Source organism: Acidimicrobiia bacterium (assembly GCA_040881685.1).
Classification (GTDB): Bacteria; Actinomycetota; Acidimicrobiia; order IMCC26256; family PALSA-555; genus SHVJ01.
On record JBBECS010000054.1, the window covers coordinates 107,084 to 119,776 of the forward strand.

Genomic DNA, 12,693 nt, shown 5'->3' on the forward strand with positions numbered 1-12,693 from the left:
CGAACCGCCGTGAGAGATCACCATGTAACGAAACCGAGGCCCGTCACCCGTAGGATCGCAGGGTGCGGCGTGTGATCGGAGCCATCGGACGGTCGTTCGTGACCGTCGGCGTGCTCATCCTGCTGTTCGTGACCTACCAGCTGTGGGGCACCGGCCTCTACGCCTCGCGCGAACAGGACCGACTCCGCGATGAGTTCACGAGCTCGCTCGACCGACGCAGCAATGAGCCAACTCCGAGCACGTCCACCACGGGAGTCACGGCGCCGGCCGTTACGACGACGACGTCGCCGCCAGCGCGGTTGACGCCGCTCGCGCACGATGGGGAACCGATCGCTCAGATCCGCATCCCGCGCATCGCGATCGACTCGATCGTCGTGCAAGGCGTGAGCCGCGACAACTTGCGCAAGGGTCCCGGGCATTACCCCGATTCCCCGTTGCCCGGACAGGAAGGCAACGCTGCGATCGCCGGACATCGCACCACGTACGGAGCACCCTTCGGGAGCCTGGAGCAGCTCGAGAAAGGTGATCGAATCTTCATCCGCACCGCGCAAGGCGACTTCACGTACGAGATCTTCCAAGCGAACCTCGTGGTGAAGCCAACCGATGTCCAGGTGCTCGAACCCGATCGCGTCCGTCCTGCGATCCTCACGCTGACCACCTGCACCCCGAAGTACTCGGCGGCACAACGTCTGGTGGTCAAAGCGGCGCTGCAGGAGGAACCGCTCCCCGCAGCCACACAGTCGCAGGCGAAGCCGACCAAGGCGGGGCTCTCGGGCGAGTCCAGCTCGAAGCTTCCCACTCTGATCGCCGGTCTGATCGCGGCAGTGATCGGCGGGCTGTGGTGGCTCATCTTCCACCGCCACCCGAGTCTGTCGAACTGGCTGATCGGTGTTGTTCCGTTCGGCATCGCGCTCTTCGCGCTCTACGCGTTGTTGGAGCGCGTCTTGCCGTCGAACTACTGATCAGCGTTACGACTCGTCGATGAGCGCGATGAGGTCGCCTTCTTGGACGACGCCGTCGGGTTCCACATGGAGCTCCCGCACGACGCCGGGGACCTCAGTGATGACCGGGATCTCCATCTTCATTGACTCGAGGACCACGATCTCGTCACCTTCGGCGACCATCTGACCCTCGTCGACCCGCACTTGCCAGACATTGGCGGTGATCTCGGCGCGGATCTCATGCATGGACGGGAGCGTAGCGTCAGCTACCCACGGGTCGGCTGGGCGCCGCGGCCGCTTGCTCCACGCCACCGAACGAACGCAACAGCACGAACCAGAGCAGTCCCGCGGCGATTGTTACGACGCCTGCGAACAAGATGGGAACTCTCGGGCCGCCGCTCTCCGTCAAGACCCCACCCACGACGACGCCAGCAACCATTCCCGCGGCGCTCAACAACCCGAACACCCCGGTCACCCGCCCCAGCAGCGCATCGGGGACGAGGCGTTGGCGCACGCTGACCATCTGTGTGTTCGCGAGTGCGAAACCGATCCCCCACGCGGTTTGGGCGACCGCTGCGACCGCCAGCACAGGAGCTGCGCCGGTCGCGATCAAGGCGATGCCGCTGAGCGAGATCGCGCCGACCAGGACACCGCCCGTGCTGAGCTTTCGTTCCAGACGCGCGATGAAGAGGTTGCCCATCACGATGCCCACGGCCCCCGCGGTGATGATCGCGGCATAACCGAGCTCACCGGCGTCCAGGGTGTCCACGACGAAGAGCACCAATGTCGAAAGTGTCGCTCCCAGTGTGAACCCGAGCGTTACCCACATCACTGCCGCAGAGCGGAAGAATGGAACGCCGAACGCGAAACGGAAGCCTTCGCGCAACTCGCTGCGAACCGTGGTCCGCGTCCCGACTCGCTCAGCCCGGTAGCGCCCCCGGAGGGAGAGCAACAGCAGAACCGAGAGCGCGAAGGTTCCGGCGTCGACGGCGAACGGCAACCAGACCGCCGCTCCGAACAAGGCAGCACCGATCGGCGGGGCTGCGAGGTCTTGCGCTCCGTCCTCCACGGCGTACAGCCAGCCGTTTGCAGTGGTCAGTCTTCGCGGCGGGACGACGTCGCGCACCAACGCGATCGCCGACGTGTCGTAGAGGAACTCTCCGACACCGAGTAGGAAGACGACGAGGTAGACGATCGGAAAGCTCACGTCGTCTGAGGCCACGAGCGCGGCGAAGGCACCCATTGCGATGAGGCGCACGAGATCAGCCGCGATCATCACGCGGCGTCGATCACCACGGTCCACCAGCACACCACCGGCGAGTGAAACCACGATCTTGGCGAGCGGGGTGAACACACCGATGCCTGCGATCGTGAGCGGGTCGCGCGTGAACGCCGCGGCGAGCAGCGGCATCGCGACAAGCGTGAGCCCGTCACCGAGGTTCGACGCCGCCGTCGCGCACCAGATACGCCAGTAGCGACTGCCAACCCCAGGTCGCCGGCCAGGACGTTGTCTGCGCTCGGGCAGAACCGACGGATCGGGCGTCACCGGTGAGCCGTTCGCGGTCGAGTCAGACAGGAAGGACACCGTGCTTTCGCCACGGCCGCTCGACCTGCTTGTCGGCGGAGAGCTCCAGCCCACGCCAGATCGCGAGCCGGGTCTCGGCCGGATCGATCACGTCGTCCACGAGGGCATGTCCCGCGGCCACGTACGGGGTGATGTTCGCCCTGATCTCCTCCGCGAGCTCCAAGCGGCGTTCCGCTCTCTCCTCCTCGGGAACGGCCTCGAGCGTCTTGCGGTGGATGATGTTCACCGCGCCGTCGGGTCCCATGACGGCGATCTCCGCGGTTGGCCACGCCACGAGGTAGTCGGGCTCGTAGGCATACCCGTTCATCACGAAGTATCCGGCGCCGTAGCTCTTGCGCATCACCACGCTGATCTTCGGCACCGTGGCCTCGGACACGGCGAACAGCATCTTGGCGCCATGGCGGATGATGCCCTGCTTCTCGACGGCTGATCCGACGATGAAGCCGGGCACATCGTGAAGGAACACGAGCGGGATGTTGAAGGCGTCGCAGAGCCACACGAAGCGCGCGGCTTTGTCTGCCGCATTCACGTCGAGTGCACCTCCGAGGACCATCGGCTGGTTCCCGACGATGCCAACAGGTCGACCCCCCACTCGCGCGAGACCCGTCACGAGGTTCTTCGCCCAATCGGGCTTGATCCAGAGCACATCCCCGTCGTCGACGACGGCGTGCACGACCTTGCGCACGTCGTACGCACGTCGGGGTGCGGTCGGAACGATGTCGTAGAGCTCCGGGACACGTCGGTCGACCGGGTCGTTGGTCGGCTTGATCGGCGGAGCTTGCCGATTATGCGAAGGAAAGAAGGAGAGATACGAGCGCACAACCGCGAGGCATTCCGCGTCGTCAGCCACCTCCAAGTCAGCGCAGCCCGAGACCTTCGTGTGCACCGCGGAGCCGCCCATCTCCTCTTCGGTGACGTCTTCGCCCACGGCCGCCTTCACCAGGTGACGTCCACCGAGTGCCATCGAAGACGTTCCCTTCACCATCGGAACGAAGTCGGCCAGACCGGGGATGTACGCAGTGCCCGCGGCGCAGTGTCCGAGCATCGCCGTGACCATCGGCACGACACCGCTCATCGCTACCTGCTCGCGGAAGAGGTCACCTGCGCCTGCAAACACCGACCCAGACGCTGATTGAATACGAGCGCCGGCGGAGTCGAGCAACCACACCATCGGGATCCGCTGGCGCAGCGCGAGCTCGCGCATCCGCTTGATCTTCTGCTCGCCGATCCGCCCCATCGATCCCGCGAGCACCGTGAAGTCATACGCCGCGATCGCGACACGCCTCGCGTCGATCTCACCGACTCCGGTGACTGCGCCGTCGGCCGCGAGGAAGCGGCCCTTGTAGGCCAGATCCATGCTGTCTGCGAGCAACCCGTACTCGACCCAGGTTCCAGGATCGAGCAAGAGGTCCAGCCGTTCCCGCACGGTCAGCTTGCCGAGAGAATGTTGCCGCTTTACGAGGTCATCGCCGCCCATCGCGAGGCCCTGCTCCCGGCGATCCCGAAGGTCGTCCACGAGCGGCGCCCAATCGTGCACGTCGCCACCACCGGTCGTGCCGGCTTCATCGCGCGGGCGGTTGCTCATGGCGCAATCCTCGCACGGCGCGCGAGGGGCTGCGCGGTGAGCGTCAGTGCGACGAGGTCGGCAGGCTGCGGCCCTCGACGACGGCCCGCTCGAGTGCCGCGGCAATCCGATGATCATCGGCGCTGACACGGATCTGGTGACGTCGGAGACGCCTCGACACGACATGTGTGAGTGCCAGCGCAATGCCCAGGCCCGCCGCGCCAACCCAGATCCCCGCAACCTCGGCGAGCACTCCTGCCAGGGCGAACACGGCCGGCAGAGGAGCGTCGACGACCGCCATTCCGAATGCGAGGTGTCGATCCCAGATTCCCGTGGCGCGATGAACCCGAACCAACGCAACCACAAAGGTGATCAACAGGACGCTGGCCAAGACCGCACAGACGGCACCCACGACGCCAAGTCGCGCAGCAATCAAGACGCCAAGAGCTGCGGAGCTGAACACGAGGATGCTGTGCCAAATAGCTCGTTGGAACGACGCAAGCCTCGTGTCCCGAGGTCTTGATGCGATCATCAACACATCAACAAGGACGAGCAACGACACGATCGAAACCGAGCCCACCACGAATCCGTGGTTCAGAAGCACGAACCCACACAAACCACCCAAGATCGCGAGGCCGAGCATCGGGACCTCAGATCTGATCAGCAGGCGCACGTTGTCGCCGAAGGCCGCACCGCGTAGCAGCGAAAGGGCTGCCGCCAAGGCGCAAGTGTTTACAACCCAATACATGACAGCGACTGGTGCTACCAGGATCGCAAGCTGAGCGATCGACATGCGTTCGCCGTCGTAGGCAAGTGTGAATGTCCCCGCGGCGGCTAGCGCGGATAGACCAATTGCCGATGCGTTCACGACAATCTTGGCGTAACTTCGTTCTCTGAGGTGTGGCCAGTAGATCCCAGCGCACATAGCGCAGAGGAGAGGGCCAAAGAGGGGCGATGAGTCGCGGAATGCCACGACTGAGCCGATCGCCACGATGATGCTGCTACTCATTGAGGTTTCGTCTCCGAAGAGACGATCGCGGTTCTCCGTTGCGACTACCAGGACAACGAAGAAGAGGAGCAGGCCGAGAGGAGGCATGCTCTCAGACGTCGACAAGACCCCGGCTGCAGCAACGAGCATGAGCAGGAGCAGTGCAACCAACATTCGGTATCCGAGCGTGTGCGCTGGTTGAGCGTGTGATCGGACTGCTTGCAGATCTGCGACTGGATCGGTCATTCGGAGGACCCTCTCCCAATCCGATGCCCGTACAGCTCGATGAGCTGCTCGTAGCACGATTGGCACGCTGCGCATGCCGCCAGGTGCGCACCAACGTCGGCCCGCGTCTTCTGACTCAGGAGTCCGCGGTGAAACCGTCCGAGCCTGGTGCGGATCGGCTTGCATTCCCCTAAGCCTGCCTGTGCGGCACTGTCCATGCACGCGCCCACGAGCTCCTCGCGCGCGCGATGGGCTCTCTGGCGAGCCGCGACCGACGTGATGGTCAGCAGCTCGGCCACGTCGGGAAAGCTCATGCCGTCGATGTAACGCAGCCGGATGATCTCCTTGCTCGTTGGCGACAGCATTTCGAACGCGGCTCGAGCAATGGTGAGATCGATGCCGATCACCACCTGATCGTCAGGCGGAACATCTGTAGACGGCATGCCTTCCGCGTAGCCGGCGCCAATGAACCGTCGTCCACCCCGTGCACGCAGCTGGTTGCGCCACGCATTTCGTACCGCAGTCAGTAAATAGGGGCGAACGTGCTCTGCGTCGGAGATGTTCTCCGCTCTTCGCAACACGTTGAGGATCGCCGTGTGCGCGAGGTCTTCGGCTTCGGCCTGGCTCCGCACGAGATGCCTTGCCAAGCGATAGGCATCCTCTCGGTATCGAGCGATGAGGAGGTGGATCTCCCCGGGTTGCTGAGCTGCGTCGCCCCGACCCGCCATGCCGCCGTCCCACTGTCCGCCCCGAGGCTTGGTCCTCGGCCCGCTCGGAACGTACTGACGGGCGCGGTGACTGTCGACCCCTCCAATACAGAATCTTGCGGCCAACAACGACAGGAAAACAACGTCACCGCTTGCGGCAGTTGCTGTCGCAGCGAATCGCCTTCAGCGACCCTTCCATGAGGCTGGTCGCTTCTCGATGAACGCAGCGATGCCCTCGGCGGCGTCCTCGGTGACGGCTGTGAGACTCAACATCGACTGGAGGTAGTCGAGCGCATCATCGGATCTCATCTCGAGCGCCCGGTAGAACGATTGTCGGCCCCAGCGCAGCACCAGAGGCGACTTCGACGCGAGCTCGGCCGCCAATGATTCGACTTCGGCATCGAGCTGACCGACGGGCACAACCCGATTCACGATGCCCAAACGAAGTGCTTCCGCAGCATCTACTCGGCGTCCGGTCGCCATGAGCTCATACGCAACTCGCGGTGGAAGCACGCGCAGCATCGGGACGGTGACCATGTACGGCCACAGGCCGACATCGACCTCCGGCGTCCCGAACTGGGCGTCGTCGGCCGCCACGACGAAGTCGCAGGCCAACGCGAGTCCGAAGCCTCCGGCCAGTGCGTAGCCGCGCACGCGGGCAATGGTTGGCTTCCCGAGTCGCCACAGGTCACGAAACAGCTCCGCGAGCTCCCCTCGTCCTTCGTGGGTCGAAGCAACATCGCTGCCGGCCATCCCCGAGAGGTCGGCACCGGCACAGAACGCCCGATCTCCTGCACCCGTCAGCACCACAACCCGCACGGCGTCGTCGGATCGCGCGCGCTCCACCGCGTCGCGCAGTCCCTTCATCACGGCGAATGACATCGCATTACGCAGTTCGGGCCGGTTGATGGTGACACGCGCCATCGCTCCGACAACCTCGTACTCGAGCTCGCTCACCCTCGCATCGTAGGCAATCCGATTCGGGAACGAAGGACCTCGCTAGCGTTGACCGGCGTGTGGCTTTTGGTGCTGACCATCGTGAGCGCCGCGCTCGTCGTTGTGGTCACGCTCGGGAGCATCTCGCAGCTCTCACGTCTCGCTGTAACTGGCGGCTGGATGTTGGCTGTCGGGCTCGGCATCCAGATCCTCCTGGATGTTGTCGACGTTCCAGCTGATCAACTCGAGACTGTTGGCTACGGCCTGCTCATGGCTTCGTTCGCGTTCATCCTTGCTTTCTGTCTGGCCAACTTCCGAACAGCAGGTTTCGGTGTGATTGCGATCGGCGTGGCGATGAACGCGCTGGTGATCGGTCTCAATCAGGGAATGCCGACCATCGACATCGGCAACGACGCTGAGGGCAACCGAATCCAGAAGCCGATCGCCGTCTCCGTCAAGCACCGGCCGGAGCAGCCCGACGATCTCTTGCGGATCCTCGACGACAGGATCCTGTTCCCCGAGCCGTTCGACGCGGTCGTGTCGTTCGGAGACCTAGTCGTCACGGTCGGGATCTGTGAGCTCGCGTACTTTGCGAGCCGGCGTCGACGCAGTCGCCGGGGAGGCGTCAGTCGTCCACTGTCAGCAACCCGCGGCGCGTGAGCACGCGCTCCAGCGCGCCGAGCACCCGCCCGTCGTAGACGTAGCCGGGTCCCGTGTAGAGCGCTTCGACCGCCCAGGACGCGTGCTCGTCCTGGCCTTCGGTGAGCTCGTCGAACGCGCTTGCCACCTTGAGTACCTGACCCTCGAGCGCCGCGGGCAGCGCGGCGGCGACGCCGGGCGGGCGATGCAACGATGGTTCTGAGGCCACGATGTCACCGGCAGGCGCGAGTGCGGGGCTGGCGCGCAACATCGCTGCCCCCGAACGCGCGACCTCGATCGGATCGTGTGGCGTACCGGGCGGCGGCTCATCGAGACATACCGCGCCAAGGTGATGAAGAAGCGCTGCGGTCTCGAGATGCTCGAGATCCGTCGGCGGAAGCTCGAGCTCCCGGCCGAGCTCCACCGCGAGCTCGGCTACCCGCTCCACATGGCCAGCGCGGACCAGGCCTCCCAGCTCCGGTGCAGTTCCGAGTGCAGACACGGTTTGGCGGAATCCGCGTCGCGTTGTAGCCAGCAGCTCGAACGAGTACCAGGCTGCGAGGAGCGGAATGCAGAACAACAACGGGCCCCACAGACCAAGACGACCCTCGCCGTCAATCCCTGCATAACCCAATGCCATCAACATGGCGCTCGTCACCAGGGCGAGGTCAGCGCCGCGGGCGCGGGCCGGTGCAACACGGTGCTCCCGGACCGCCGTCACGAGATCGGCGACGACCACGGGTGCGATTGCGGCAGCTGCGAGCGCTCCGAGCACGAGTGCTCGTTGCTCTGCATGCTCCGTGGCATCGACGACCAGCCGATACGCAGCCCGGATCACGTACCCCTCTGCGATCCGTTCGGCGAGCAGCAGCGTGCGGTCCCACCACCCTGACGGTTCCATCCGGATCGCGACCGCAACGAGATAGCCGACGCCAACGACAATCGCATATTGCGATGGCGTGGAGGCAGGAACGAGCACGACCGCGACCGCGAGCGAGAGCGGGAGTGGAGCGCGACCAATGGGACGGAGCTCGAACAGCTCGCCCGCCACCAGCGCCGCACCCAAGATCGCAAGATCCGGGCTCCCCCACGAGAACGCCTCCAAGGCTCCAGCCGCAATCGCGCCGGCAGCCGCGACCAGCGCCACCCGCCGAAGTCGACTCACGGCCGCACCCGCCGATCCTCGGCTTCCAGGTCTCCCAACCCTGCCGAGCCCGTGCCAACGACCGGAGGCGGAATGGCGAAGGAGGCGACATCGGTCTCGTGCCCGGCGCCGTACCGCTCGCCGCGACGTTCGAGAACACTGATGAGCGCGTCCACACACGTGGGCTCGAACTGTGAGCCCGCCTTGTCTCGAAGCTCTGCGAACGCAACTTCCTGGGGAAGGGCCCGTCGATAGGCACGCGTTGATGTCATCGCGTCGAAGGCATCCGCAACCGCGACGATCCGCGTCTCGATGGGCGCGAGCTTCAGCGCCTCGTTCTTCTGGCCTTCGGCCTCGAGGCTCAGAACGACGGGAGCGAGGAAGTCGATCTGCCGGAGGAGCTCGATCGAGACCCGTTCGTGATCGCGCATCCGAGCGAATTCTGCTTCGGTGAGGAGACCGGGCTTGTTGAGGATCTGGTTCGGCACGATGAGCTTCCCGATGTCGTGCATCAGCGAGCTGTAGCGGAGACGTTCGAGCGTCGTGGAGCGGAGTCCGAGCTCGAGGCCAACCAGGTGTGCGAATCGCGCCACCCGTTCAACGTGGCCCGCCGTGTACTTGTCCTTGGCTTCGAGCACTCGAATGAGCGTGGACAGTGTCGCTTCCTGCGCTTCCCGGAGCGCGAGGTACGAGGCGAACGCCTGTCGGGCGATCAGGATCGGTGCAACAAACAGGGGAATGATCCATGCACCGACGTCGACATACAGACGACCGAGCAAGACCCCCATTAAGGCGAACGGATAGATCTGAAGATCGCCGAGCCACAGCTCTTTTGCAACTTCGTTGATTGGGCGATTCTCGTGCAGTGCCAGCGCAAGCGTAAGGAGAACGAAGTTCACAAGTGAGTAAGTGAGTGCGGTGGGAATCGCAACCGCAAGCTGCCCAGGAATAGATCGCAGAACATTGTCCGGAAAAATTGAATAAACGCCTGCCGCTGCCAATGCGGCAAGTCCAAGGCTTCCTGCATTGAAGAAAACCTTGCGCCATTGGCGTTCGCGAATGTGCGGGAAGTACATACCCCCCGCAATCCCGACGAGAAGCGGCCCCAGAAAACGAGCGTCCTCATGAAACACGACGATTGACGACACTGCGAGCATGAAGCTCGCGCTCATCGCGGAATCGTTTGGAAGGACGACGCTTGTATTTGCAGCGAACGCGCACAACACGCCGAGGATGACGAGCGCGGCTACGTTCGGCGAAGGGCTTTCGACCGACAAATAGGCACAAGCCAACAATGCAAGAATCGCCACTCCTGCGCACAGGGCGGCCAATCCGAGACTCTCGCTTCGCTGCAACCTACGCATGCGAAAAGAGGACAAACGGATCGGGCAGGACCCCGGTTAACTCTCTTCATTGGTTACCGCCAGATGCGGCTGGCACCGCCGGCAAGTACCAGCGCGGCGATGCTTGAACCGATGATGGCAAGACGGGTCATCACCCTCTTCACGTGAATCCCCCCTCTCTTGAGGGAACTCTCGCCGGCTTCGCTGATGTGCCGGATGAGGCGACGCTTCGCTAAGGGCTCTTCAGCCCAACCGTTTCGCCGAGGCCCTGCCCGCTCCGTTCGTCCTGGTGATCACCTCCTCGCGCGCGTCGGCCCAGCCGTGGGCCGCATGAACCACATGAGTCACAGAAGTTTCGTGCCTCCTCGGCTGCGGCGCAAGAGGTAATGTGCTGGCGTAACCACTCTCCGCGCGAAGCCCTATCCCTGTCACAGCAACCCGCTCTCCGTATCCTCAGTGCAGCCCTCACGGGGACTCGGGGGGACTTGGGGATGATTATCGACGAACAGCAGACGGCTGAGCCGAACTTGAGTGACGTGGAGGCGGAGCTCTGCCGCCTCCCCGATGTCGTCGCGGTGCGAATCGTGTCCGACGACGCGCACCGCCCGGTCGAGGTCCACGTCCTCGCGCACACTGGCAAGCACGCCAAACAGGTCGTCCGCGACGTCCAATCCGTTGCACTTGCGTCATTCGGCCTCGACATCGACCGGCGCATCGTGTCGGTAGTACAGCTCCAACCCGACGACGAGGCCGCCGTCGGATTCGCGCCGAGCGCGACCGTTCGACCACGGATCATGGCTGTGGACTCGCACATCTCCGGTGCGCGGATCACGGTCCACGTGTCGCTGCGCACCGGCGATGACGAAGCCACCGGCTATTCCGAGGGTTCGGCTGCTGTGGCCACTCGTCCCCGCCTCGTCGCCGCCGCCACCATCGACGCGCTCGCGCAGCTCGGCACGCTGCGCGGCGTCGACGTCGGCGCAGCCGAGACGGTGCGCGTCGGCACCGACGACGTCGCTGTCGTCACACTCATCTGCGTCAACCCGCCATACGAGCTTCGCCTCTGTGGGTCCGCACTCGTGCGGCAACATCCCGACGACGCAACCGTGCGAGCCGTGCTCGACGGCCTGAATCGGCGGTTGCCCACGCTCGCGCCGGAGCGCGGGGCCAGCTGAACTCGGCGTCGGACAACGACGCCATGAGCATGCCGACCGCGGTTCTCTTGTCATTCCGGCTCGGCGGGGTTGACGGGGTTTCTGTCGAGGCGCGCAAGTGGGAATGGGCATTCCGCGAGCTGGGGTTCAGCACGCGCCGTGTCGCGGGTGAGCTCGCAGACGGGCTCAGACCCGACGACACCTGGCTCCCATTCCTCGCGATCGAGCCAGCCGCCGGCGCCCCACTCGAGCCAGACGCCCTCGCGGCCTGTCTCGCTGGCGCCGACCTGGTGGTGGTCGAGAACCTCTGCTCGCTGCCACTCAACCCGATCGCGTCAGCCGCGGCCGCGCAGGTGCTTGCCGATCACGATGGTCGAGTCGCCTTTCACCACCACGATCTCCCCTGGGAGCGACCGCACCTCGCGCATCTGGTTGAGTTTCCACCCAGACGACCGGACTCGCTCCACGTCACGATCAACGAGCTCGCGCAACGCGAGCTGGCGCAGCGCGGGATCGAGGCACAGCTCGTCCGAAACGCGTTCGACCTCGATCCACCTGCGGGCGACCGCGCCGAGACGCGTTCGTCGCTCGGGTTTGCACCCGATGACGTCGTCGTCCTCCAGCCCACTCGTGCGATCCCGAGGAAGGAAGTGGGCCGAGGGATCGCCTTTGCCGCCTCCCTTCAGGAGCACTTTCCGGGCACCGTCGTTCGCTACTGGCTGACCGGGCCAGCGGAAGATGGCTTCGATGCTGAGCTCGGAGAGCTCGTGAGCAAGGCGAGCGTCCCGGTGATCGAAGGCCGGGCCCGGCGACCCGAGGATGCGTACGCGGCCGCGGATGTCGTGGTGTTCCCGTCGAGCTGGGAAGGCTTCGGCAACCCGGTCATCGAGGCAACCATTGCTGGGAAGCCTGTTGCCGTTTCCCACTACCCGGTGCTCGACGAGCTCACGGGCCTCGGTCTTCATGTGATGTCGATCGAGGACCCCGCGAACCTCGCCGACATCCTGCGAACACCGGACACTCGAATCGCGGATGCCAACCGAACGTGCCTGCGCGCGCACTTCGACCTCAACGACCTTCCGTCCCGGCTCCACGCCGCGATCGCATCGGTAGGTTGGGACACGTGGTGAGTCAGCCAGATCCAGTCCACGACCAGCGGGCCCGCATTGCGCTCGTGGTCAAGATCGCGAAGCGTGTGGGATACAGCGCGCTGCTGGTCGCGATCGTGGCGTTCGCCATCGGAGCCTCGTCTGACTTCCCCGATTGGTCTGTGGCGGTCTCGATCGTCGGGTTGGCTGCTGCGATCGTGATCCTGCCGATCCCCATCGTGCTGGGCTACGGCGTGCGTGCGGCCGAGCATGAAGAGCGTCAAGGTCCGACGCACCCGCGGTGAGCGGTTCGCCGCTGCGAAGGACGACCATCTACGGTGGTGGCCAGCGGGCAAAACGTCGCGACCACCCGCACACC

Annotated in this window: 13 protein-coding genes; 5 read left to right on the forward strand and 8 right to left on the reverse strand. The window is 64.8% G+C overall.

What is annotated here, in order from left to right:
* The first annotated feature begins 62 nt into the window (after positions 1 to 62).
* Positions 63 to 962 carry a class E sortase gene (locus WEE69_15190; GenBank protein MEX1146646.1) on the forward strand — a complete coding sequence of 300 codons (900 nt, stop codon included), beginning with the start codon at positions 63 to 65 and terminating at the stop codon, positions 960 to 962.
* Between the two features lie 6 nt (positions 963 to 968).
* On the opposite strand, the gene WEE69_15195 is transcribed toward WEE69_15190, so the two are convergent.
* From WEE69_15195 to WEE69_15220, 6 genes are all read right to left on the reverse strand, one after another.
* The gene (locus WEE69_15195; GenBank protein ID MEX1146647.1) at positions 969 to 1,187 is read right to left on the reverse strand and encodes a biotin/lipoyl-binding carrier protein; all 219 of its coding nucleotides are present in this window, start codon (positions 1,185 to 1,187) and stop codon (positions 969 to 971) included.
* Positions 1,188 to 1,203: 16 nt separating this feature from the next.
* On the reverse strand, positions 1,204 to 2,580 hold the full coding sequence (locus WEE69_15200; protein MEX1146648.1) for an MFS transporter: 1,377 nt from the start codon (positions 2,578 to 2,580) through the stop codon (positions 1,204 to 1,206).
* Positions 2,510 to 4,111: an acyl-CoA carboxylase subunit beta gene (locus WEE69_15205; GenBank protein MEX1146649.1), complete on the reverse strand. Its 1,602-nt coding sequence runs from the start codon at positions 4,109 to 4,111 to the stop codon at positions 2,510 to 2,512. The genes WEE69_15200 and WEE69_15205 overlap by 71 nt, the downstream gene beginning before the upstream one ends.
* 43 nt (positions 4,112 to 4,154) lie before the next feature.
* Positions 4,155 to 4,811, reverse strand: a complete 657-nt coding sequence (locus WEE69_15210; GenBank protein MEX1146650.1) for a hypothetical protein — start codon at positions 4,809 to 4,811, stop codon at positions 4,155 to 4,157.
* A gap of 509 nt (positions 4,812 to 5,320) precedes the next feature.
* On the reverse strand, positions 5,321 to 6,031 hold the full coding sequence (locus WEE69_15215) for a sigma-70 family RNA polymerase sigma factor (protein MEX1146651.1): 711 nt from the start codon (positions 6,029 to 6,031) through the stop codon (positions 5,321 to 5,323).
* Between the two features lie 162 nt (positions 6,032 to 6,193).
* Positions 6,194 to 6,967 carry an enoyl-CoA hydratase-related protein gene (locus tag WEE69_15220; GenBank protein MEX1146652.1) on the reverse strand — a complete coding sequence of 258 codons (774 nt, stop codon included), beginning with the start codon at positions 6,965 to 6,967 and terminating at the stop codon, positions 6,194 to 6,196.
* A gap of 57 nt (positions 6,968 to 7,024) precedes the next feature.
* Here WEE69_15220 and WEE69_15225 point away from each other — a divergent pair, with 57 nt between their 5' ends.
* On the forward strand, positions 7,025 to 7,606 hold the full coding sequence (locus WEE69_15225; GenBank protein MEX1146653.1) for a DUF5317 family protein: 582 nt from the start codon (positions 7,025 to 7,027) through the stop codon (positions 7,604 to 7,606).
* On the opposite strand, the gene WEE69_15230 is transcribed toward WEE69_15225, so the two are convergent.
* Together WEE69_15230 and WEE69_15235 are read right to left on the reverse strand one after the other, a co-directional pair.
* Positions 7,572 to 8,750, reverse strand: a complete 1,179-nt coding sequence (locus tag WEE69_15230; GenBank protein MEX1146654.1) for an HD domain-containing protein — start codon at positions 8,748 to 8,750, stop codon at positions 7,572 to 7,574. The genes WEE69_15225 and WEE69_15230 overlap by 35 nt on opposite strands.
* The gene (locus WEE69_15235) at positions 8,747 to 10,060 is read right to left on the reverse strand and encodes an HD domain-containing phosphohydrolase (protein ID MEX1146655.1); all 1,314 of its coding nucleotides are present in this window, start codon (positions 10,058 to 10,060) and stop codon (positions 8,747 to 8,749) included. The genes WEE69_15230 and WEE69_15235 overlap by 4 nt, the downstream gene beginning before the upstream one ends.
* A gap of 503 nt (positions 10,061 to 10,563) precedes the next feature.
* Here WEE69_15235 and WEE69_15240 point away from each other — a divergent pair.
* From WEE69_15240 to WEE69_15250, 3 genes are read left to right on the forward strand one after another with little or no spacing between them, the layout of a single operon-like run.
* Complete coding sequence (locus WEE69_15240) at positions 10,564 to 11,247, forward strand: hypothetical protein (GenBank protein MEX1146656.1); 684 nt, start codon at positions 10,564 to 10,566, stop codon at positions 11,245 to 11,247.
* Between the two features lie 23 nt (positions 11,248 to 11,270).
* The gene (locus tag WEE69_15245) at positions 11,271 to 12,356 is read left to right on the forward strand and encodes a glycosyltransferase family 4 protein (GenBank protein MEX1146657.1); all 1,086 of its coding nucleotides are present in this window, start codon (positions 11,271 to 11,273) and stop codon (positions 12,354 to 12,356) included.
* On the forward strand, positions 12,350 to 12,619 hold the full coding sequence (locus WEE69_15250; protein ID MEX1146658.1) for a hypothetical protein: 270 nt from the start codon (positions 12,350 to 12,352) through the stop codon (positions 12,617 to 12,619). The genes WEE69_15245 and WEE69_15250 overlap by 7 nt, the downstream gene beginning before the upstream one ends.
* Positions 12,620 to 12,693: the final 74 nt, after the last annotated feature.

Bases quoted from the DNA above. Each gene is read 5' to 3' on its own strand.
- WEE69_15215 (MEX1146651.1), bottom strand. From the start codon at position 6,031: ATGGCGGGTCGGGGCGACGCAGCTCAGCAACCCGGGGAGATCCACCTC.
- WEE69_15195 (MEX1146647.1), bottom strand. From the start codon at position 1,187: ATGCATGAGATCCGCGCCGAGATCACCGCCAATGTCTGGCAAGTGCGG.
- WEE69_15205 (MEX1146649.1), bottom strand. From the start codon at position 4,111: ATGAGCAACCGCCCGCGCGATGAAGCCGGCACGACCGGTGGTGGCGAC.
- WEE69_15245 (MEX1146657.1), top strand. From the start codon at position 11,271: ATGAGCATGCCGACCGCGGTTCTCTTGTCATTCCGGCTCGGCGGGGTT.
- WEE69_15240 (MEX1146656.1), top strand. From the start codon at position 10,564: ATGATTATCGACGAACAGCAGACGGCTGAGCCGAACTTGAGTGACGTG.